Here is a 20,315-nt window from a genome sequence, read left to right as displayed (position 1 = left end):
AGCTCGCGCGACCGGCCGGGATGCGGCATCCGCCGATGTGGAACGATGGGGGGCAAGCGACCCGCACCGCCGCGCACGACGCCGCGGCGGGCGACGGAAGGGGACCCTCGTGACCGCGTATCCGGCCTGGACACCGGCGTCTCGCCCCGGGATCATCCCGCTGCACCCGCTGACGTTCGGAACGATCCTCGGGCGGTCCTTCGCGGCGCTGCGGCAGAACCCGCGCGTGCTGCTGGGGTTCGCGCTCGTCGTGCAGACGGTCGCCTACTTCGTCCTGCTGGTCGCGGTGGTGGGCGTGATGTGGGCCTCGTTCTCGCGTCTGGACACCCTCGTCGAGGGCACCGACGAGTACAACACGGTGCTCGCCGGCTCGATCGGGCTCGTCGCGGTCACCGGATTCGTGCTCGGCCTCGCCGCAGGCGCGCTGAGCGTCATCGTGCAGGGCATCGTCGTGCTCGAGGTCACCCACGCCGCCGTCGCCGAGAAGCTCACCCTCGGCGCGCTGTGGCGCCAGCTCAAGCCGGTCGCGTGGCGCCTCATCGGCTACTCGCTGCTCGTGGTGCTCGCGGTGGGCGCGCTCATCGCGGTCGTCGTCCTCGGCATCGTCGGGATCGCGGTGATCGCCCCTCCCGCGGCCATCGTGCTCACCATCCTGCTCATCGTCGCGGCGATCCCGCTGACCTGGTGGCTGATGATCAAGCTGCTGCTGGCGCCCTCGGCGATCATCGTCGAGCACGCGACGATCCTGCAGGCTCTGCGGCGCTCGTGGGTCCTGACGCGTGGGCGGTTCTGGCCGGCCCTCGGCATCATCGTCGTCATCAGCGTCATCTTCGGCGCCGTCGCCCAGGTCGTGAGCCTGCCGTTCGGCTTCCTCTCGGCAGGGCTCACGACGATCATCGCGCCGACGGGCGCCGACGAGCCCAGCGCGATCATCGGCCTCATCGTGACGGCTCTGCTCACCCAGGTCGTGACGCTCCTGCTGCAATCCGTCGCGGTCGTCGTGCAGTCCACGGCCACCGCCCTCATCTACATCGACTGCCGCATGCGCCGCGAAGGCCTCGACCTCGATCTGCTCGCGTACGTGGAGCGGAGGGATGCCGGAGCCGCCCCGCTCGTCGACCCCTACCGCGAGCACGTCGGGCGCGAGATCGCCCCGCGCGGCTGGGCGGGCGCGCCCGGGTATGCGCCCGCGTACGCGCCGGGCTACCCGGCGTATCCGCCGTACGCCGGGCAGGCGGGCCCGCAACCCGGCGGGGCGTACCCGGGCGGAGCGTACCCGGGCGGGGCGTATCCCGCTCAGGCGGCGACCGCGCAGCCCGGCACCTATCCGGTGTACAGCACGCAGCCTGGGCCGGCGGCGTCCCCGGCACAGGGCGCGTACCCCGCGCAGGGCGCGTACCCCGCGCAGGGCGCGTATCCCGCGCAGGGCGCGTACCCCGCGCAGGGCGCGTACCCCGCGCAGGGCGCGTATCCCGCGCAGGGCGCGTACCCCGCGCAGGGCGCGTACCCCGCGCAGCCGCAGCCCGGCCCGGCCCCGGAGGCGCAGGCGGCCCCGGCCGCCGCCGACGCCGCGGCGACCCACGTCGAGGACGCCGCGGCACCGTCACCCACCGCCTGGGCGGCGCCCGGCGCCCCCGATGCCGACGGCGACGCCGACCGCGAGTCGCCGTGGTCGTGACCCGCGCACTGAGCACCGTCCTCACGGCCTCCGACGACGGGGCGCCCCTCACGCCCGACGGCGACGAGGCACGCCGCTGGGCCGAGGACGAGCTCTCGAAGCCGGTCTACGACATCGCCGAGCCGACGCCGTTCGATCGGATCGCGCGCGCGATCGGCGACTTCATCGCGTCGCTGTTCGATCCGCAGGTGTCGGGCGGCTGGGGTTCGGTGCTGGCTATCGTCGCGACCGCGGTGGTCGTCATCGTGATCGTCGCGGCGTTCCTTATCTGGGGCATGCCGCGCGTGACGCGCCGGGCTGCCGCGCGTCCGCCGCTGCTGTTCGGCGAGCAGGAGCACCGGTCGGCCGAGGCCCTGCGCACCGCCGCCGCCGAGCGCGCCGGCGCCGCGGACTGGGACGCCGCGATCGTGCTGCGCTTCCGGGCCCTCGCGCGCGGCTGCTTCGAGCGCGGCGTCGTGGACCCGCCGCCCGGAGCGACCGTCCACGGCTTCGCGCGCGTCGCCGGACGCGTGTTCCCGCAGTCGGCCGCACGCCTCGAGGACGCCGCCGCCGCGTTCGACGACGTGCGGTACCTGCGGCGTCCGGGCACCGCCGAGGTCTACCGTCTCGTGGCCTCGGTGGATGACGAGGTGGCCGGCGCGAGGCCGATCGAGGCGGTGACCGCGTGACCTCGACGATCCCCGACGCCCCCGCGCGCAACCTCGAAGCCCCCGAAGCCCGGACCCCTGCGCCGTCCCGCCGCCGCCGCATCGGCGCCTGGATCGCGATCGGCGTCGCCCTGCTCGTCGTGGGCGGCATCGGCGGCGCCATCTCGGCTGCGAACCAGTGGGCCGCGCGCGACGCCCTCGACCCCGAGTCGGCCGGTCCCTCCGGCACACGCGCCCTCGTCGAAGTGCTCCGCTCCCATGGCGTCGACATCAGGATCGAGCGCTCTCGCACCGCGGCGGCGGCCGCTCTCGCGGACGCCCCGGCGACGCTGGTGCTGCCCGACTCCCCCGCGCTGTCGGACGACGCCGTCTCGGAACTCGTGGATGCCGCCATCGACGTCGTGATGATCGAACCGCGATCGCGCACCCTCGGCCTGCTGCTTCCCGGGTCGGCCGCGGCGGGCGTCGCAACAGACGCCGCCGTGGATCCCGGTTGCGAGGTGGCAGAGGCGGAACGCTCCGGCGCCGTCGCCCCGGGGGCGCTGTACACCCCCGGCCCGGACGCCGTGGGCTGCTACGGCGTCGACGGCGGATCCGGACTCCTCGTGCAGGACGACGGCGACCGCCGCATCGCGGCGGTGGACGGCCCGGCGCTCTTCACGAACGAGCACCTCGCCGAGAACGGCAACGCCGCGTTGGCCGCGAACCTGATGGGGCGGCATCCACTCGTCATCTGGTACGTCCCGACCGCCGCCGACACCGACCTCGCCGACACCGATCCGTCGCTCGGCCAGCTCACGCCGCCGTGGGTGAGCCCCGTGATCGTGCTGCTGCTGGTCGCCGGCGTCGCCGCGGGGGTGTGGCGGGGCCGCCGCTTCGGACCGCTCGTCGCGGAGCGGCTGCCGGTGACGGTGCGGGCATCCGAGACGACCGAGGGCCGCGCGCGCCTGTACGCGCGGGCGAACGATCCGCTGCACGCGGCCGACCGCCTGCGCATCGGCACACTGCGACGCCTGGCGGCGCTGCTCGGACTCGGTGCGAACGCCGCCGCCGGAGACATCTCGGACGCCGCGGCCGGGCGCCTCGGCCTCGACCGTGCGACCGTGCGTGGCATCCTGATCGACGACATCCCCCGCAGCGACGTCGAACTCGTCGCCCTGAGCACCAGACTGCGAGACCTGGAGGACGCCGTCCACGCGGCCGTCCGCCCCGAGAGGAGCACCCGATGACGGACACCCCTGCGCCCCCGACGCCGGACGACCCCATGGCCGAAGGCTCCGACACCGCGACCGCGTTCGGCGAACCCGGCGCGCTGCCCTACGGGGCGGCGCTCACACCCGGCCCGACCCCTGGCGCGCCGCTCGACGACACGGCGCTGCGTGAGGCCATGAACCGCGTGCGCGTCGAGGTGGGCAAGGCCGTCGTCGGGCAGGACGGCACCGTGACCGGCCTGCTCATCGCGCTGCTCGCGCGCGGGCACGTGCTGCTGGAGGGGGTGCCGGGCGTGGCGAAGACCCTGCTCGTGCGCGCGTTCTCGACGGCGCTCGGACTCGACACCAAGCGCATCCAGTTCACGCCCGACCTCATGCCGGGCGACGTGTCGGGGTCGCTCGTGTACGACGCGCGCACGGGCGAGTTCGAGTTCCGCGAGGGCCCCGTGTTCACGAACGTGGTGCTGGCCGACGAGATCAACCGCACGCCGCCGAAGACGCAGGCGGCCCTGCTGGAGGCGATGGAGGAGCGCCAGGTGTCGACCGACGGCGTCACGCGGCCGCTGCCCGACCCGTTCCTCGTCGCGGCCACGCAGAACCCCATCGAGCACGAGGGCACGTACACGCTCCCCGAGGCGCAGCTCGACCGCTTCCTGCTGAAGCTCATCGTCGAGGTCCCGGCGCGCGACGCCGAGCTCGCAGTGCTGCGCCGCCACGCCGGCGGGTTCGACCCGCGCGACCTCGGCGCAGCGGGCCTGCGGCGCGCGGCGACGGCCGACGAGATCCGCGCCGCGCAGCGTGCCGCCGCGGCCGTCACCGTCTCGGACGACGTGCTCGGCTACGTGGTCGACCTCGCACAGGCGACACGCCGCAGCCCCTCGGTGCAGCTCGGCGTGAGCCCGCGCGCCGCGACCGCGCTGCTGGCCGCCGCGAAGGCGTGGGCGTGGCTCGGCGGCTACCCGGCCATCACGCCCGACCACGTGCAGACCATGCTCGTGCCGACCTGGCGCCACCGCATCCGGCTGCGGCCGGACGCCGAGCTCGAAGGCGTGTCGGTCGACGCGGTGCTCGGCTCGGTGCTGCAGCAGACCCGCGTCCCGATCTGACGCGCATGTACCTGACCGGTCGCCTTCCGCTCCTCGTCGCCCTCGGCGCGGTGCCCGTCGTTCTGCTCTCGCTCGCGGGAGTGGACGCGTGGGCGGCCGCTGGCACGTGGATCGTGCTGTGCGTCGCGGCCGCGCTCGGCGACGCGGCCGCGGCGCCCGACCCGCGGCGCCTGACGGTGAAGCGCCGCCAGCCGCACCGCGTGCTGCTCGGGCAGCCGGTGCTGTCCGAGCTCGTGGTGCGCAACGGCGGGCCCCGCGCGGTGCGCGGACGGCTGCGCGACGCGTGGCAGCCGACTGCCGGCGCGCCGGCCGAGCGCCTGCGGATCGACGTCCCGGCCGGAGAGGCCCGCACGGTCGGCATCCCGCTCCTCCCCCGTCGTCGCGGCGAGCTGCGCTCGGCCTTCGTCGTCGTCCGCTCCGACGGCCCGCTGCGGCTCGCCGGCCGCCAGGCACGCCTCGATGCGCCCGGGGCGATCCGGGTGCTGCCGCCCTTCACGGCCCGCCGCCACCTGCCCTCGCGCCTCGCCCGCCTGCGCGAGCTCGACGGGAGCACGAGCGTGCAGGTGCGCGGCCAGGGCACCGAGTTCGACAGCCTGCGCGAATACGTGCGCGGCGACGATGTGCGCTCGATCGACTGGCGCGCGACCGCCCGGTCGAGCACGACCATGCTGCGCACGTGGCGCCCCGAGCGCGACCGGCACGTCGTCATCGTGATCGACACCGGACGCACCGCCGCGGCGCGCGTGGGCGACGGCGTGCGGATGGATGCCGCGATGGAGGCCGCGCTGCTGCTCTCGGCGCTCGCGTCCCGGGCCGGCGACCACGTCCACCTGCTGATGTTCGATCGCGTGATCCGCGCACGCGTCTCGCGCGTCGACGGGCCGGGGCTTCTCCCCGCGCTCGTCGACGCCATGGCTCCCGTCGAACCCCAGCTCATCGACACCGACTGGGACGCCGCGTTCGCCCAGGTGCGCGCCCTGACGTCGCGCCCCTCGCTGGTCGTGCTGCTCACGGCGCAGGACGCCGCCGAGGCCGCCCGGGGCTTCCTCGGCTCGCTGCCCGCACTGGCGCGCAGCACGCATGTGCTCGTGGGCACGGTGACCGGGGATGCCGAACCGCTGCCGGAGCGACCGGACGCCTCCGACGTGTACCGGGCCGCGGCGATCGAGCGCGCGACGGCCGATGCGGCCGTCGTCGGGGCTGCGATCGCGCGCGCGGGCGGCGAGGCGATCGCCGACACCCCCGACGCCCTGCCGCCCCGGATCGCCGACCGCTATCTCGCGCTCAAGGCCGCCGGCCGCCTGTGACGACGAGGCGCCCTGAGCCCCGGCATCCTCACAATCCCCTGATCAGACACGCCCGCCCGCTCGGGCCGACCTCTCGTAATGCGGGGACACTCCGGTCGTCTAGCCTGGGAAACCCCTGAACGGACCGCTAGCCTCACGAACGAGGAAAGGAGTCCGCCATGTCGGATACCACCACCCAGCCGAGCACCGGGACGCGTCTGGTCGCCGAAGCGCTGGGAACGTTTCTGCTCGTCTTCGGCGGCGTCGGCACCGCGCTGTTCGCGGCCACCTTCCCTGCGGGGTCGGAAGGCAACCCCCTGGGAGTCGGCTTCGTCGGCGTGGCCCTGGCGTTCGGTCTGACCGTCGTCGTCGGCGCCTACGCGTGGGGCCCGATCTCGGGCGGCCACTTCAACCCCGCGATCACGCTCGGGCTCGCGGCCGCCGGCCGCTTCGCCTGGAAGGACACCATCGGCTACATCATCGCGCAGATCGTCGGCGGCGCCCTCGCCACCACCGTCATCGTGCTGATCGGCCTGTTCGGCGTCGACAACTGGCTCGCCAACGCGCAGGACGGCGGCTTCGCGTCCAACGGCTACGGCGACGGCGACTTCGGCTCGCCGGGCGGCTTCGGCCTCGGCGCGGCGATCGTCGCCGAGATCGTCCTGACGGCGTTCTTCGTCCTCGTGATCCTGGGCGTCACGCACGCGACGCGCGGCACGGCGGCGCTCGCGCCCCTCGCGATCGGTCTCACGCTGACGCTCATCCACCTGGTCCTGATCCCGATCGACAACGCGTCGGTCAACCCGGCCCGCTCGATCGCCGCGGCGATCTACGGCGGACCCGCCCCGCTCTCGCAGCTGTGGGTGTTCATCGTGTTCCCGATCGTCGGCGGCCTCATCGCGGGCCTTCTGCACCGCGCGCTGTTCGAGCCGAAGGGCTCGCTCCCGCCGGCGCCCGAAGAGGCGCGCGTCAAGTAACGACGACAGCCGAAACGGCCCGCCCCCGGTCTCGGGACGGGCCGTTTCGTGTCGTGGATGCCGGCGCCCACGGCCGCCGGCATCCACCTCACACCAGGTCGAAGCGATCGAGTTCGGTGACCTTGCCCCACGCGGCGACGAAGTCGCGCACGAACTTCTCGTGGGCGTCGTCCGAGGCGTACACCTCGGCGATCGCGCGCAGCTCGGAGTTCGAGCCGAACAGCAGGTCGACGCGGGTGCCCACGCCCACCTTCTCGCCCGAGCCGTCCTTCGTGCCCGCGAACGCGTGGGCACCGGGGTCGAGCTGCTTCCAGGTCGTGCCGAGGTCGAGCAGGTTCACGAAGAAGTCGTTCGTGAGCACGCCCGGACGATCCGTGAACACGCCGTAGTCCGAGCCGTCCCAGTTGGCGCCCAGCACGCGCAGGCCGCCCACGAGGACGGTCGTCTGCGGCGCGGTCAGCGTCAGCAGGTTGGCCTTGTCGAGCAGCAGGTGCTCCGCCGGCAGACCCGATGCCATCGCGAGCGGACCCTGGTAGTTGCGGAACCCGTCGGCGGCCGGCTCCAGGTAGGCGAACGACTCGACGTCGGTCTGCTCCTGCGTGGCGTCCGTGCGTCCCGGGTGGAACGGCACGACGGCCTCGACTCCGGCATCCTTCGCGGCCTTCTCGACGGCCGCGTTGCCCGCGAGCACGATCAGGTCGGCGACCGACACCTTCTTGCCGTCGGTGCGGCCTTCGTCGAACGAGGCCTTGATGCCCTCGAGCACGGAGATCACCTTGGCGAGCTGGGCGGGGTTGTTGACCTCCCAGTCCTTCTGCGGCGCGAGACGCACGCGGGCGCCGTTGACGCCGCCGCGCTTGTCGCTGCCGCGGAACGAGGACGCCGCCGCCCACGTCGTCGACACGAGCTCGCCGACGGTCAGACCCGAGTCGAGGATCTGCGCCTTGAGCGCGGCCGCGTCGGCGTCGCCGATCAGGACGTGGTCGACCGCGGGGACGCGGTCCTGCCAGATGAGCTCCTCCGCGGGGACCTCGGGGCCGAGGTACCGCTCGATCGGGCCCATGTCACGGTGCGTCAACTTGAACCACGCCCGCGCGAAGGCGTCGGCGAAGGCCTCGGGGTCGTCGCGGAAGCGGCTGGAGATCTTGGCGTACTCCGGGTCGACGCGCAGCGCGATGTCGCTCGTGAGCATGCGCGGCTCGCGACGGCCGTCCGAGTGCGCGAGCGGGACCATGTCGGCACCCGCGCCGTTCTTCGGACGCCACTGGTTCGCACCGGCGGGGCTCTTCATGAGCTCCCACTCGTAGGCGTAGAGGATGTGGAAGAACTCGTTGTCCCAGCGCGTCGGGTGGTACGTCCAGGTGACCTCGAGGCCCGAGGTGATCTGGTCGTCGCCCTTGCCCGAGCCGAAGTTGTTCTTCCAGCCGAGTCCCTGCATCTCCAGCCCCGCGGCCTCGGGGTTGTCTTCGAGGTTCGAGTCGGGGGCAGCGCCGTGCGTCTTGCCGAACGTGTGGCCGCCGGCGATCAGCGCGACCGTCTCTTCGTCGTTCATCGCCATGCGGCCGAACGTCTCGCGGATGTCGCGCGCCGAGGCGAGCGGGTCGGGGTTGCCGTTCGGGCCCTCGGGGTTGACGTAGATGAGGCCCATCTGCACCGCCGCGAGAGGACGCTCGAGGTCGCGGTCGCCGGTGTAGCGCTGGTCGCCGAGCCACGTGGTCTCGGGGCCCCAGTACACGTCGTCGTCCGGCTCCCAGACGTCCTTGCGTCCGCCGCCGAAGCCGAAGGTCTTGAAGCCCATCGTCTCCAGCGCGACGTTGCCGGCGAGGATCATGAGGTCCGCCCACGACAGCGACTGGCCGTACTTCTTCTTGACCGGCCACAGCACCCGGCGGGCCTTGTCGAGGCCCACGTTGTCGGGCCAGCTGTTGAGCGGTGCGAAGCGCTGCTGTCCGGCGCCGCCGCCGCCCCGCCCGTCCGTGACGCGGTACGTGCCGGCGCTGTGCCAGGCCATGCGCACGATGAGCGGACCGTAGTGCCCGAAGTCGGCCGGCCACCAGTCCTGCGACGTGGTGAGCGTCTCGGCGATGTCGGCCTTGACGGCGGCCAGGTCGAGCGCCTCGAACGCGGCCTTGTAGTCGAAGTCCGCGTCGAGCGGGTCGCGCAGCGACGAGTTCTTCGCGAGGATCTTGACGTTCAGCTGGTTCGGCCACCACACGGCGTTCGCCGACCCGTTCGTCGGGTGCGGCTGAGCGTGGATGACGGGGCAGCCCACGGCCTCCTCGGCGCGCGCCTCGTCGGTGTCGGTGACGGTGACGGACTGGTCGATCTCGTCGGTCTGTTCCCCGATGGGGGGAACGGCGCCATCGATGTCGGTCATGCTCTTCCTTCCTGTTGAGCGGGTTCGGTTGGGGATCCGGATGCCGCGCACGCGCCGCACAGCCCCCAGAAGGTGACCTCGGCGGTGTCGACGGCGAAGCCGTGCGTGTCGGACGGCGTGAGACACGGCGCGTGCCCGACGACGCAGTCGACGTCCGCCACGGCGCCGCACGAACGGCAGATGAGGTGGTGGTGGTTGTCGTCGACCCGCAGCTCGAACAGTCCGGGCCGGCCGGCCGGCTCGATGCGCCGTGCCAGGCCCGCGTCGACGAAGTCGCCCAGGGCGTTGTACACCGACTGCAGACTGGTGCCCGGGAGGCTGCGCGCCACGATCTCGTAGAGCTCGTCAGCGCTCGCGTGGGGCCGCTCGCCGAGAGCGTCGACGACCGCGCGCCGCGAGTCGGTGACGCGGAGCCCTGACGCGCGCAGCCGCACGGCGGCGTCGATCGCGGCGGTGTCGGTCATGACGGCGAGTCTACCGTTGTTTTGAGTCATTCAAAACAGTGGTATGGCTCCGGCCCGAGGCCGGCTCAGCCGGCGACCAGCGTCGGGGTGCCCGCCTCGAACTCGGTGAGGTCGCCGGACTCGCCCAGTCTCGCGGCACGGCGCCCGACCACCAGCATGTACACCAGGAACAGCGCGAGCGCGGCCGCGCCGATGCCGATCTTCGCCGGCCACGGCCACGGCTGCCGCGTGACGAAGCCCTCGATGATCCCCGACACGCCGAGCGCGATCACCAGGCCGATCGCGATCGTCGCGAGCGAGCGCCCGGCCGCGGCGAGCGCGGCTCCGCGCGTCCTGGGACCCGGGGCGACCCACGCCCAGAAGATCTGCAGCCCCGCCGCACCCGCCACGAAGATGCTGGTGAGTTCGAGCAGTCCGTGCGGCAGGATGAAAAGCACGAAGACGTCTGCGCGGTCGAACGCGGTCATCACCGCGGCCGCCGTGCCGACGCCGACGGCGTTCTGCACGAGCACCATGAGCGGCCACACGCCGGTGATGCCGAACAGCACGCACTGCGCCGCGATCCAGGCGTTGTTCGTCCACACCGTGCCGGCGAACACCGCGGCGGGGTTGTCGCTGTAGTAGTCGGTGAAGCTGTTCTCGGCATACTCCTGCAGCTGCGCGCGGCTGCCGAGGCTCGCCACGAGGGCGGGGTCGCCCGACACCCACAGCGCGACGGTGGTCACGACGATCACGAACCCGACGGCGATGGCGAGAGTCGTCCATCTCACGCGGTACAGGGCCGCGGGCAGCTGAAGCACGAAGAACCGCGGGATCTGGCGCATCACGTTCTCTGGCGCGCCGGTCAGGCGCAGCCGCGCCCGCGAGAGCATCGTCGAGATGTGGTCGCTCTGCACGCTGCGGCCCGCCGTGGTCTTCGCCTCGGCGAGATCCGCGGATGCCGCACGATAGCGGATCACCAGCTCGTCGACCTCCGCGCCCGAGAGGTGACGGGTGCGGCTCAGCTCGTCCAGGCGCGCCCACTCGTCCCGGCGGGCGGCCGTGAGCGCGTCGAGGTCCATGCGCTTTACTGTAGCCATGCCCGAAGGCCGACCCGCGCTCGTCGACATCCACCAGGACGAGGTCCTCACCGGCGAGGCGGTCGCGCTCGACGTGCAGCCGACAGGCTTCTTCATGCGCGCGCTGGGCGTGATCATCGACATGCTGCTCGGCATGGTGATGCTGGTGCTGTTCGCGCTCGGCGCGGGCTGGCTGGTCTCGAGCGGAGCCCTCGACGGCAACGTCGTGCCGATCCTCACCATCGTCATGCTCGTGCTGGTCATGGTCGTCATCCCGACCGTGGTCGAGACCGTCAGCCACGGTCGCAGCCTCGGGCGACTCGCGGTCGGCGCCCGGATCGTGCGCACCGACGGCGGAGCCGCGGGCTTCCGCCACGCGTTCATCCGGGCGCTCACGGGCGTGTTCGAGCTGTGGTTCACGCTCGGCGCGGTCGCTGCTCTCGTGGGCGCGTTCACGCCCCGCTCGCAGCGCCTGGGCGATCTGCTCGCCGGCACCTACTCCGAGCGCACGCGCACGCCGCGGCTGCCGGATCCGGGACTCGGCATCCCCCCGGCTCTGGCGGAATGGGCTGCGGTCGCCGACGTGGCCCGGCTTCCCGAACCGCTGTCGCGGCGCCTGGCCCAGTTCGCCCGGTCGGCGACGAGCATGGAGCCGACGGCACGCGCCCGGGCGGCGGCATCCCTCGCCCGCGAAGCGGCAGGCTACGTGTCGCCGGTGCCCGCAGCCGACCCCGAGACGTTCCTCATCGGCGTCGTCGCGCTGCGACGCGAGCGGGAGCTCAGGGCGCTGCGCCTGGAGACCGCGCGCGTCGACGCCCTCACGGCGCCGGTGTCGGCGCCGCCGCGCGGCTTTCCGGAACGCTGATCCCGCGACGCCCTCGCCCTCGTGCACAGAATCGGATCCGCGCCTGCGGGCGTGTGACGCGACACGCCGGAGAATGGATGCCGCACGCCGGCGTGTCGCCGTCGGCTCCGCACCTGCGGATCCGATGTTGTGTGCGGCGCTGAGCCGGCGGCTCAGTACCGGTAGTGGTCCAGCTTGTAGGGGCCCTCGACCGGGACCCCGATGTAGGCGGCCTGCTCGTCCGACAGCGTCGTGAGCTGCACGCCGAGCGCATCGAGGTGCAGTCGGGCGACCTTCTCGTCGAGGTGCTTGGGCAGCACGTACACGGCTGTCGGGTACTCGTCGCGCTTCGTGTAGAGCTCGATCTGGGCGAGCACCTGGTTGGTGAACGACGCGCTCATCACGAACGAGGGGTGCCCCGTCGCATTGCCGAGGTTGAGCAGCCGGCCCTCGCTGAGCACCAGCACGCTGCGGCCGGTCGGAAGGCGCCACTCGTGCACCTGCGGCTTGATCTCGATCCGCTCGGCGCCTTCGAGGGCCTCGAGCGCGGCCATGTCGATCTCGTTGTCGAAGTGCCCGACGTTGCCGACGATCGCGAGGTGCTTGAGCTTCAGCAGATCGTCGACGGTCACGACGTCCTTGTTGCCGGTGCCGGTGATCACGATGTCGACGAGTCCGGCGACGTCGGCGAGCCGCGCCACCTGATAGCCGTCCATCGCGGCCTGCAGCGCGCAGATGGGGTCGACCTCGCTGACGATGACGCGCGCGCCCTGGCCGCGCAGGGCCTCGGCGGCGCCCTTGCCGACGTCGCCGTAGCCGCACACGAACGCCACCTTGCCGCCCATCAGGACGTCGGTGGCGCGGTTGATGCCGTCCGGGAGCGAGTGGCGGATGCCGTACTTGTTGTCGAACTTGGACTTCGTGACCGAGTCGTTGACGTTGATCGCCGGGAAGAGCAGCTCGCCGGCGGCGGCGAGCTCGTACAGGCGGTGGACGCCGGTCGTGGTCTCTTCGGTGACACCGAGCAGGTCCGCGGCCATGCGGGTGAAGCGCTGCGGGTCGCGGGCGAGGCTGGCGCGCAGCGTGTCGAGCACGATGCGATACTCCGCGGAGTCGTCGGCTGCGGCATCCGGAACGGCGCCGGCCTTCTCGAACTCGACGCCCTTGTGCACGAGCAGGGTCGCGTCGCCGCCGTCGTCGAGGATCATGTTGGGGCCGTCGAAGCCTTCGGCCGTCCAGTCGAAGATGCGGTCGGCCAGGCGCCAGTACTCCTCGAGCGTCTCGCCCTTCCACGCGAACACGGGCACGCCGGCCGGCGCGTCGACGGTGCCGGTCGGGCCCACGACGACCGCCGCGGCCGCCTCGTCCTGCGTCGAGAAGATGTTGCAGCTCGCCCACCGCACCTGCGCGCCGAGGGCGACGAGGGTCTCGATGAGCACGGCCGTCTGCACGGTCATGTGCAGCGAGCCGGCGATGCGCGCACCCTTGAGCGGCTGCGATGCCCCGAACTCCTCGCGCAGCGCCATGAGGCCCGGCATCTCGTTCTCGGCGAGACGCAGCTGGTGGCGACCCGCTCCGGCGAGGGACAGATCGGCCACCTCGTACTCGAACCCTTCGACGGGCTCAGGGACCGAGGCGGATGAGGGCGCGGCGACGGCGGTGTGTGTCGGCATCCGCCCATTGTTTCACGGCGGGGTCGCTGTGGCGTCCGTGAGCCGTCCCGCCGGTCCGACGCGTCGAGGGAACGCGTCAGGTGCGCAGCGTCTCGTGCCGCACGACCACCCATCCCTGCGGCACCGAGAGCCGCTCGGTGTGGATCGCGCACAGGTCGTGCGCGTGCGGGTCGCCCGCCGCGCCGAGGGGGCCGACAGCCGCCATCCGGTCGGCGTAGTCGTACGTGAGGGTCGACACGGCCTCACGGGCACAGCCGACCTTGGAGCAGACTCTCGCGCGCATCACCGTGACGGTATCGCGAACCTGCGACACCCCGCCGCCGCCGCGCCGACCGCGGCGGGGACGCGCCACGGCCGCGGACCTAGGATGGACGCATGGCGTGGCGTCGGACCCGGACCAGCGAACGCGCGGCGGTGCGACGCCCCGCGCGACACGGCCGTCACGGCCGGGAGGGCCGCAGCTCGGTCGTCCGGCCACCGCTCCCCCCGCTCGACACGCGGGTCGACCGTTTCGACCTCTCCGTCGGGACGGCGGCGGAGTTCCTGCGCTCGGCGTGGTCCGAGCTGCGCGACGTGCGATTCGAGGTCGCCGACATGCCGCCCGCGACCGACGACGACGGCATCCCTCGCTGGACGGTGCTGCGCGACGAGCGCCGCATCATCCTGTACCGCCTGCCGATCGAACGGCTCAGCCACCTGCACCGCGACGACGAGCTGCACCACCGCATGCTCATCGAGGGCTCCGTGTTCCGCGCCGCGGCCGAGTACCTCGACCGCGACCCGTGGGACCTCGGCCCCGAGCGCTTCCGGTTCTTTTGACGCGCGACGGGTCAATGCGACGAAGGAGCGTTGACGCGTCGCGGGTCAAGGTTGAGCGAGCGAAGCGAGTCGAAACCTCGCCCCCTCACACCCTCACCCCCGCTCCCCTACGGGTACACCACGATCTCGTGCGCCCCGACATCCGCCGGCCAGATCGGGATGCCGGCCAGAGCGCCGTCACCCGTGAGCGACAGCCCCGCGCGGACCGGATCGTCGGGATCGATGACGTAGACGGTGCGCGGCGAGAGCCGCACGGTCGTCGATCCGCCGGCGGGCACCGCGAGGTCGACCTGGAAGTCGCCGTCGCGCGCCGCGACGCTCACCGCGGCGGGCTCCGCGCCGGTGTTGACGAGGGTGAGGGTGGGTACGGGTCCGCCGGGCGTCACGAACAGAGTGGATGCCGCCACCTGCGGTGACGGCGTGTACCAGGCGAAGTCGTCGCCCTCGCCGAACCCGGTGGTCTGCCACACGGCGGCCAGGACGGGTGACTGCGCGTCGACGGTCACGGTGTAGGAGCCGGCGCCCAGCCCGTCGAGCTCCAGTTCGAGCGGCTGTCCCGCCTCGAGCGTGACCTCCTGCGGTGCACGCGCGGGCTCGGTGCGCCCGGCAGCGGTCACCGTGACCTCGGCGGTCGTCGCGACCGAGGGCGACAGCATCCGGAGCATCGTGGCACCCGCCGAGCCGTCCTGGGCGGGAGCGCGCGTGACCGCGACGCCGGCGATGACCTGCAGGGCCTCAGGGGCGGCCGCGGGGCCGACCTGGTCGACGCCGCCGGGCGTGAGGGTGCGCGTGATGCTCGTCTGCAGCGACGCGTGCACCGGGGCTCCGAGCGCGGACACCTGCACGACCGGGGTCTCTTCGCCGAGGGCGATGCCGGCCAGCGGCACCACCTTCTGCGTGCCCGCCGGCACCACGAGGTCGGAGCCGCCCGGCGGAGTCTGCGGTCCGCCCACGCCGTACACGGTGAGCTGCACGGTCGCGGCGACGGGGCCGGGGTTCGACAGCACCACGAGGTCGGCGGCGCCGGTGGCTCCCGACCCGCCGACGAGCCACGACTCCAGAAGCGGCGGGCGGCATGCCGACGCGGCGAAGCCCGACAGGTCGTCGGCTCGCGCAGTCGACCAGCCCGCGGCGGCGAGGTCGATCGCCTGGCCGTCCTGCGGCGGGGAGGTGTAGCTCGCGGGACCGGTTCCGACAGCCTCGTTGTACAGCGTCTGCTCCTGCGGCGCCGCCGCGCCGTCCGGCACGCCGGTGACGACGGTCTGGCGTGCCGCGAGCGCGAGCGACGAGGCATCCGCGGAATCGCGCCCGATCGACAGCAGCCCGCCGTCGCAGGTGATGATCGACGCGGCCGGCGCCGGGGTCGCGGCGATCTGCACGGGCTCATGCGTGATGGTGGGCCAGGGAAGGGAGACGGCGGTGACGACCGCGATGACGGCCCCGACCGACACGGCTGTGCCGATCAGCAGGCGTGCGCTGGTCGTCGCCCACCGGAACACACGGCGATCGCTCATCGACCCTCCTGCCAGTGCGGCCCGACGATGCGGGGCGTGCGGCGTGCGGCCCGCCGGGTGGCGGCGGTCGGCACCGCGAGCAGCAGCGCGACGCCGAACGTCGCGAGCTGCGCGAATCCGATCCACCGGGCTGTCGTCGCCGTCGCGGCGGTCTCGGCGGGCCGCGCGGCGACATCGTCGACGACGCGCCACAGCTCGCCCTTCGCGGTGTCGCCGACGACGACCAGCGTGTCGCGCTGGCTGAGCGCGGTGGTCGCCGACAGCCGTGTCGTGCGGGCGGCGTCGGTCTCGGGCGCGGTCGACGGCGCGAGCAGAATGAAGCTGACGCCGTGACGGGCGAGGTCGGCGACGACGTCGTCGGCCGACGGGGTGACCAGATCCGCGGCGAGCGCCGCGACCGCCTCGTCCTGCGGCGAGGTCTGCGTGCGGGTGGAGAGCAGCGTCGTCTGTCCGCCGAGCGTCTCGCTGCCGCCCCAGACGATCTGCGCGGCGACGCCTTCGTCGGGCTGCGGGGTCAGGACGATCGTGCCGACGTCGAGATCATCGCGCCCCTCGGCGGCGACGAACGCGGGCAGAGTGCTGGCCGGACCGTTCGTGATGGTCGCGGTGCCCCGCGTGAGCGAGGTCAGCGCGGGGATCGCGAGCGTGACGGCACCCGCGAGGACGAGGGCTGCGGCCACGCTGCGCACGAAGGCGACGCGGGGCGCGAGTCCGGCGTCGAGCGACACCAGCGCGCCGCCGAGCGCCCCGAGCCATGCGAGGCTGAGGCCGGCGCCCGGCCACACGGCCACCGCGGTCGACTGCGCGAACGAGACCGAGACGCCCACCGCGGCGAAGGCCGTGCCGAGCCCGAGCGCCGTGACCACGAGCAGCACGGTGCCGGCCGCCCAGCGCTGCGTGAGGGGGGCGATGAGGGCGAGCAGCGCGAGCGGCACGCTCAGCAGCGGCACCCACCAGGTCGGCCCGTCGGGCAGGATCGTCGTCCAGCCCGCGAGATCGGACGTCGGGATGCCGGCAGCCAGCAGTGCGCGTCCCGCGGCGTCGGCCGCGACCTGAGGCCCCGCCCAGGGCACGCCGGGGTCGGCGACGAGTCCCCACGCGCGCGCGTTCACCACCGCGTTCCACACCAGCGGCGCGGCCAGCGCGACCGACGGCACGACGAGCCAGATGAGACGCGTGACACCGCGGCCCGCGCGGACCACGACGGCGAGGACGATCATCCCCACCCACACCACGACGAAGGCGGGCGCGAGTGAGGGTGAGGTCGCCAGCACGGCCGCCAGCAGGATCGAGGCGGCACCGGCCCCCGCCCAGGACCGGTGAGCGACCGCTCCGGCGAAGAACAGCCACGGCAGCAGCAGGTGGGCGATCACGCCTGTCGGGCGACCCTGCGTCAGGGCGACGAGGAGCGTCGGCGACAGCGCCCACACGGCACCGCCGAGCATCCGCAGGCTCGCCCGCTCGGTGACCCGTGTGGCGGCGAACCAGCCCCCGAGCGCCGCGAGCGGTACGGCGGCGATCCAGAGCAGCACGAGCGCGCGCGACGGCGCCCACGGCCACAGCGACCCGAGCAGCGCGACGACGGCCGAGAACGGATCTGCAGGACCGACGGTGTCGAGCCCGAGCACGCGCTGCCCGTAGGCGGTGTCGTTCCACAGCTGTCCGACGGTCGTGGCGAGCGGCTGCAGCGCGCCGCCGCCGAGGACGGGCCACGCGAGCAGCGCGGGGAACGCCGCGACGGAGACGACGATCGCCGCGAGCACGAGCCACGCGCCGCCGCCCGAGAAGAAGCGCAGCTCGCTGCGGCGCACTCCCCCGAGCGTCACCTCGGGGTCGTCGTCCAGTCGTTCCCGCAGTTCGGCGCGCGTCGTGCGCAGCGGCGCGACCTGCGCCCACGAACCGCGGTCGGCGCCCGCATCCGAGCGGGCCCGCGTCAGCGTGCGGCGAGCACGCCACAGCGGCGCGACGGCGACGAGCACGACGGCGCCCGCCGCCCATTCCGACGGAATGCGCCCGGGCTGCTTGCGCACCAGGTCGACGATCGTGCGCCACAGCGCCAGGGGCAGGACGGTCAGCCAGTGCAGCGGCACCGCGAGGGCGGGGGCGTACACCAGCCGGCGGTGCAGCTGCGCGACGCGCTCGGCGTAGACAGCACGACGGCGACGCTGTGCGGTGAGCGGCAGCGGGACTCCCGCCACGCCGTCGCCCGCCACAGCCACGCGGGCGCCGGCGACGAGCGAGATGCGAGCCCCGGTGAGGCGGGCGCGCACGCCGAGGTCGAGGCCCTCGTCCGCGCCGGCGAGGCCGCCGTCGAGCCCTCCGAGCATCGTCCACGCGGACGTCCGGATGAGGATGCCGCGCACGTCCGCGCCGAGCACGTCTTCGTGGGCGTCGTGCTGCCCCTGGTCGAGCTCGCCGTCCGCGAGGCCGACGGTTCGTCCGAAGCGCGTCATCGACACGCCGAGCGACACGATCTCGACGCGGTCGTCCCAGCGCACGAGCTTCGGCGCGACGAACGCGACCGACGGCGCGAGCTCGAGAGCACCGGCCAGCTGCGCGAGCGCATCGGGCTCGGGTGCGGTGTCCTGGGCGAGCAGCCACCAGGCGTCGGCCGCGGGGGTCCCAGCCCGGCCGTCCGCATCGCGCGAGGCCGCGTCGGCGACGGCGAGTGCGGTCGCGGTGGCGTACGACGTCGACGCGGCCGCCGTCATCACGGAGGTGGCCGAGGACGCCTCGACGATCTCGCGGAGGTGGGCGTCGCCGCCGCACAGGACCACGGTGAGGGCGTCGACGGGACGGACCTGCTCGTCGAGCGCCGCGAGCGTGCGCCGCAGGTGGAACGCGGCCGGCGTGCGACCATCAGGACGCACGACGAGCAGGGCGTGAACTCGAGCGGGCATGTCCTGGTCAGCCTAGGTGTGCGCGTCCGTGACCTCTGTTGAACGCGCCGGAGGCGCCGAACGCGCCGGTTCGGCCGGATGGGACCGGCCGACCGGCATCGTTCAGCTCGCGCGGCGCTTGAGCTTGCGGCGCTCGCGTTCGCTCAGACCGCCCCAGATGCCGAAGCGCTCGTCGTTCTGCAGCGCGTACTCGAGGCATTCGCCGCGCACGTCGCACGAGCCGCAGATGCGCTTGGCATCACGCGTGGAGCCGCCCTTCTCGGGGAAGAACGCCTCCGGGTCGGTCTGCGAACACAATGCGTCGGTCTGCCAGGCGAGTGGGTTGTCCTCTTCCGCATCGATGTTGCGGCGAACCCCCGGAACCCCCAGTTGAACCGGATCGACGAACCAGTCGTCGGGAACGCCGGAACGGAATTGCGAAACCGTCATGTCGTTCTCACCCCCGTGATCCTGCTCCACGCTGGTGCGTGTGTAGGTGTAATTACACCCGTGTAGTTCCCGGAGGTCAAGTCGCGGATACTAAAGCCTCAACGACGTCTTGAACCTTCACGACGCGCCGACGGCGTGTCGCACTGTGATAACAGTCCTGGCCCTCGGCTCCCTCCGGAGGCCTCAGCGACCCGGCTGTGCGAGGAACACCTCGCCGGTGCCGGTCACGCGGACACCGCCTTCGTCAGGCGTCACGAGGACCGCTCCGCCGGGTGCGAGCACGGCAGGCGTGAGGGATGCCTCGCCCGCGACTTCGGGGGCGCCCGAGGTCGCCAGCGCGATCGCCGGGCCGTGCAGCGCCACGCGCGCGGGCGTCGCGCCCGGCGTCACGGCGTACAGCGCGAAGTCCGCGATCGGCACGTCGTACGCGCGGATGCCGTCGCCGAGATCGCGCGGACGGATCACCGGCGGCAGCCCCGGCTCCGGGTCGAGCACGCTGACGAGCTCGGCGGCGTCCACGTGCTTGGGGGTGAGGCCCCCGCGCAGCACGTTGTCGCTGGCCGCCATCAACTCGACGCCCAGGCCCTCCAGATAGGCGTGCAGCACGCCCGCGGGCACGAACAGCCCCTCGCCCCGGCGCAGCGTCACGAGATTCATGAGGAGCGCCACCACGATTCCCGGGTCGCCGGGGAAGCCGGCATCCAGCGTCCGCACGAGGTCCAGTTCGGCGGCGAACTCGTCGGACGTGCCGGCGACCGCCGCGGCGATCACGTCGCGTGCGGCATCGGCGCCGTCCGACAGCAGCCAGCCGATGACCGCCGAGAGCGTGGCATCCGGCTCCGCCAGCCGCTTCGCGAGCGGCGCCGCGCCGGGGCCGAGCCCCTCGACCAGCCGGCGCGTGGCTGCGAGCTCGCGCAGCCCCGCCAGCGCACGGAACTCCTCGCTCAGCGCCACCACGAGCTCGGGCTTGTGGTTGTCGTCGCGGTAGGTCCGGTCGGCCGCGTCGCGCGGGATGCCCGCGGCCTCTTCGCGTGCGAAGCCGGCTTCGGCCTGCGTCTTCGAGGGGTGCGCCTGGATCGAGAGGGCGGATGCCGCGGCCAGCAGCTTCAGCAGATACGGCAGCGGCGCGTCGATGCCGACGCTCCGCCCGTCGGCCGCGATCCAGCGGTCCAGCGTGCGCCCGTCGGGCGTCTCGGAGGGGTCGCCGGGGTGGTCGCCGAACCACACTTCGGCCTCGGCGCGGCCCGAAGGCTCACGCCCCTCCAGCGCTGCGATCAGAGTGGTGGATCCCCACGCGTAGTCGCGGGGGTCGTTCGCCAGGGGGATCAGCAT

Annotated in this window: 17 protein-coding genes; 8 read left to right on the top strand and 9 right to left on the bottom strand. The window is 73.2% G+C overall.

Going from position 1 to position 20,315, the window contains the following annotated elements:
- Positions 1-109: 109 nt before the first annotated feature.
- The 6 genes from IF188_RS10125 (at position 110) to aqpZ (ending at position 6,905) form a co-directional block, all read left to right on the top strand.
- A complete protein-coding gene (locus IF188_RS10125; RefSeq protein ID WP_191171656.1) occupies positions 110-1,678 on the top strand; it encodes a glycerophosphoryl diester phosphodiesterase membrane domain-containing protein in 1,569 nt (522 codons plus the stop codon).
- Entirely contained in the window at positions 1,675-2,346 is a 672-nt protein-coding gene (locus tag IF188_RS10120) for a DUF4129 domain-containing protein (RefSeq protein WP_191171655.1), read from the top strand. The genes IF188_RS10125 and IF188_RS10120 overlap by 4 nt, the downstream gene beginning before the upstream one ends.
- The gene (locus tag IF188_RS10115; RefSeq protein WP_318152854.1) at positions 2,343-3,554 is read left to right on the top strand and encodes a DUF4350 domain-containing protein; all 1,212 of its coding nucleotides are present in this window, start codon (positions 2,343-2,345) and stop codon (positions 3,552-3,554) included. The genes IF188_RS10120 and IF188_RS10115 overlap by 4 nt, the downstream gene beginning before the upstream one ends.
- A 158-nt stretch (positions 3,555-3,712) precedes the next feature.
- Entirely contained in the window at positions 3,713-4,642 is a 930-nt protein-coding gene (locus IF188_RS10110; RefSeq protein WP_191171691.1) for an AAA family ATPase, read from the top strand.
- 5 nt (positions 4,643-4,647) lie between these two features.
- Positions 4,648-5,949: a DUF58 domain-containing protein gene (locus IF188_RS10105; RefSeq protein WP_191171654.1), complete on the top strand. Its 1,302-nt coding sequence runs from the start codon at positions 4,648-4,650 to the stop codon at positions 5,947-5,949.
- A gap of 158 nt (positions 5,950-6,107) precedes the next feature.
- Positions 6,108-6,905 (top strand): aquaporin Z, encoded by a 798-nt coding sequence (gene aqpZ, locus IF188_RS10100; protein ID WP_191171653.1) that lies wholly within the window; start codon positions 6,108-6,110, stop codon positions 6,903-6,905.
- Positions 6,906-6,993: 88 nt separating this feature from the next.
- On the opposite strand, the gene katG is transcribed toward aqpZ, so the two are convergent.
- The 3 genes from katG to IF188_RS10085 all read right to left on the bottom strand — a co-directional run bounded on the left by katG (position 6,994) and on the right by IF188_RS10085 (position 10,807).
- On the bottom strand, positions 6,994-9,282 hold the full coding sequence (gene katG, locus IF188_RS10095; RefSeq protein WP_191171652.1) for a catalase/peroxidase HPI: 2,289 nt from the start codon (positions 9,280-9,282) through the stop codon (positions 6,994-6,996).
- Positions 9,279-9,746 carry a Fur family transcriptional regulator gene (locus tag IF188_RS10090; protein WP_191171651.1) on the bottom strand — a complete coding sequence of 156 codons (468 nt, stop codon included), beginning with the start codon at positions 9,744-9,746 and terminating at the stop codon, positions 9,279-9,281. Before IF188_RS10090 ends, katG begins: the two co-directional genes overlap by 4 nt.
- 65 nt (positions 9,747-9,811) lie before the next feature.
- Positions 9,812-10,807, bottom strand: a complete 996-nt coding sequence (locus IF188_RS10085) for a stage II sporulation protein M (RefSeq protein WP_191171650.1) — start codon at positions 10,805-10,807, stop codon at positions 9,812-9,814.
- A 16-nt stretch (positions 10,808-10,823) separates the two neighbouring features.
- Between IF188_RS10085 and IF188_RS10080 the strand changes: the two genes are divergently transcribed.
- Positions 10,824-11,669: an RDD family protein gene (locus IF188_RS10080; RefSeq protein ID WP_191171649.1), complete on the top strand. Its 846-nt coding sequence runs from the start codon at positions 10,824-10,826 to the stop codon at positions 11,667-11,669.
- A 152-nt stretch (positions 11,670-11,821) separates the two neighbouring features.
- Here IF188_RS10080 and ahcY read toward each other — a convergent pair whose 3' ends face one another.
- Entirely contained in the window at positions 11,822-13,321 is a 1,500-nt protein-coding gene (ahcY, locus tag IF188_RS10075) for an adenosylhomocysteinase (protein ID WP_191171648.1), read from the bottom strand.
- 76 nt (positions 13,322-13,397) lie between these two features.
- On the bottom strand, positions 13,398-13,604 hold the full coding sequence (locus IF188_RS10070; protein WP_191171647.1) for a DUF3499 family protein: 207 nt from the start codon (positions 13,602-13,604) through the stop codon (positions 13,398-13,400).
- A gap of 92 nt (positions 13,605-13,696) precedes the next feature.
- Between IF188_RS10070 and IF188_RS10065 the strand changes: the two genes are divergently transcribed.
- Entirely contained in the window at positions 13,697-14,140 is a 444-nt protein-coding gene (locus IF188_RS10065) for a metallopeptidase family protein (protein WP_191171646.1), read from the top strand.
- Positions 14,141-14,247: 107 nt separating this feature from the next.
- On the opposite strand, the gene IF188_RS10060 is transcribed toward IF188_RS10065, so the two are convergent.
- The 4 genes from IF188_RS10060 to manA all read right to left on the bottom strand — a co-directional run bounded on the left by IF188_RS10060 (position 14,248) and on the right by manA (position 20,315).
- The gene (locus IF188_RS10060) at positions 14,248-15,654 is read right to left on the bottom strand and encodes a DUF5719 family protein (protein WP_191171645.1); all 1,407 of its coding nucleotides are present in this window, start codon (positions 15,652-15,654) and stop codon (positions 14,248-14,250) included.
- A complete protein-coding gene (locus tag IF188_RS10055) occupies positions 15,651-18,554 on the bottom strand; it encodes a glycosyltransferase (protein WP_191171644.1) in 2,904 nt (967 codons plus the stop codon). The genes IF188_RS10060 and IF188_RS10055 overlap by 4 nt, the downstream gene beginning before the upstream one ends.
- Positions 18,555-18,656: 102 nt before the next feature.
- Positions 18,657-18,983: a WhiB family transcriptional regulator gene (locus IF188_RS10050; protein ID WP_191171690.1), complete on the bottom strand. Its 327-nt coding sequence runs from the start codon at positions 18,981-18,983 to the stop codon at positions 18,657-18,659.
- A 183-nt stretch (positions 18,984-19,166) separates the two neighbouring features.
- Positions 19,167-20,315, bottom strand: a complete 1,149-nt coding sequence (gene manA / locus IF188_RS10045) for a mannose-6-phosphate isomerase, class I (protein ID WP_191171643.1) — start codon at positions 20,313-20,315, stop codon at positions 19,167-19,169.

Origin of the sequence: Microbacterium helvum, from assembly GCF_014779795.1 — a bacterium.
GTDB classification, from domain to species: Bacteria; Actinomycetota; Actinomycetes; order Actinomycetales; family Microbacteriaceae; genus Microbacterium; species Microbacterium helvum.
This window is presented reverse-complemented; position numbering and strand designations above follow the sequence as displayed.

Bases quoted from the DNA above. Each gene is read 5' to 3' on its own strand.
- IF188_RS10090 (WP_191171651.1), bottom strand. From the start codon at position 9,746: ATGACCGACACCGCCGCGATCGACGCCGCCGTGCGGCTGCGCGCGTCA.
- aqpZ (WP_191171653.1), top strand. From the start codon at position 6,108: ATGTCGGATACCACCACCCAGCCGAGCACCGGGACGCGTCTGGTCGCC.
- IF188_RS10070 (WP_191171647.1), bottom strand. From the start codon at position 13,604: ATGCGCGCGAGAGTCTGCTCCAAGGTCGGCTGTGCCCGTGAGGCCGTG.
- IF188_RS10065 (WP_191171646.1), top strand. From the start codon at position 13,697: ATGGCGTGGCGTCGGACCCGGACCAGCGAACGCGCGGCGGTGCGACGC.
- katG (WP_191171652.1), bottom strand. From the start codon at position 9,282: ATGACCGACATCGATGGCGCCGTTCCCCCCATCGGGGAACAGACCGAC.
- IF188_RS10110 (WP_191171691.1), top strand. From the start codon at position 3,713: ATGAACCGCGTGCGCGTCGAGGTGGGCAAGGCCGTCGTCGGGCAGGAC.
- IF188_RS10060 (WP_191171645.1), bottom strand. From the start codon at position 15,654: ATGAGCGATCGCCGTGTGTTCCGGTGGGCGACGACCAGCGCACGCCTG.
- IF188_RS10085 (WP_191171650.1), bottom strand. From the start codon at position 10,807: ATGGACCTCGACGCGCTCACGGCCGCCCGCCGGGACGAGTGGGCGCGC.
- ahcY (WP_191171648.1), bottom strand. From the start codon at position 13,321: ATGCCGACACACACCGCCGTCGCCGCGCCCTCATCCGCCTCGGTCCCT.
- IF188_RS10080 (WP_191171649.1), top strand. From the start codon at position 10,824: ATGCCCGAAGGCCGACCCGCGCTCGTCGACATCCACCAGGACGAGGTC.
- IF188_RS10050 (WP_191171690.1), bottom strand. From the start codon at position 18,983: ATGACGGTTTCGCAATTCCGTTCCGGCGTTCCCGACGACTGGTTCGTC.
- IF188_RS10055 (WP_191171644.1), bottom strand. From the start codon at position 18,554: ATGCCCGCTCGAGTTCACGCCCTGCTCGTCGTGCGTCCTGATGGTCGC.
- IF188_RS10105 (WP_191171654.1), top strand. From the start codon at position 4,648: ATGTACCTGACCGGTCGCCTTCCGCTCCTCGTCGCCCTCGGCGCGGTG.
- manA (WP_191171643.1), bottom strand. From the start codon at position 20,315: ATGCTGATCCCCCTGGCGAACGACCCCCGCGACTACGCGTGGGGATCC.